Genomic DNA, 309 nt, shown 5'->3' with positions numbered 1-309 from the left:
CAAGACAGGTGTTTGGAAGACCAGCTGGGGTGATGTTGATCCTACTGGCCGGGCTATTCTGGCACTCTCGATGAACATGGGTCAACCAGGAGTTCCCGCTGCAATTCAAAAAGCGGTGACTGAAGTTGAAAATCATTATTATTTGAAAGATGGTGGCTTTGGTACCAGTGATGCCGCCAACAAGGAAGACCAGTATAACAATATCACCATGACTAATGGTCTAGCTGCAGCTGGTGTTGATGTGTACACCTCGTTAAACGGGCAGTCCGGCTATACAGCACCTGTTCAGCGCTTACTGGATCAAAAGGA

At 47.9% G+C, this 309-nt stretch carries 1 pseudogene; it reads left to right on the top strand.

Annotated features, from left to right (window positions below):
• Positions 1-309: pseudogene (locus CBI42_RS11715) on the top strand (DUF5776 domain-containing protein); the annotation flags it as partial.

It is taken from the genome of Streptococcus sp. KR, assembly GCF_002238115.1.
GTDB lineage: Bacteria > Bacillota > Bacilli > Lactobacillales > Streptococcaceae > Streptococcus.
Note: the sequence above shows the minus strand (reverse complement) of the source record. Positions and strands in the feature narration are given on the sequence as shown.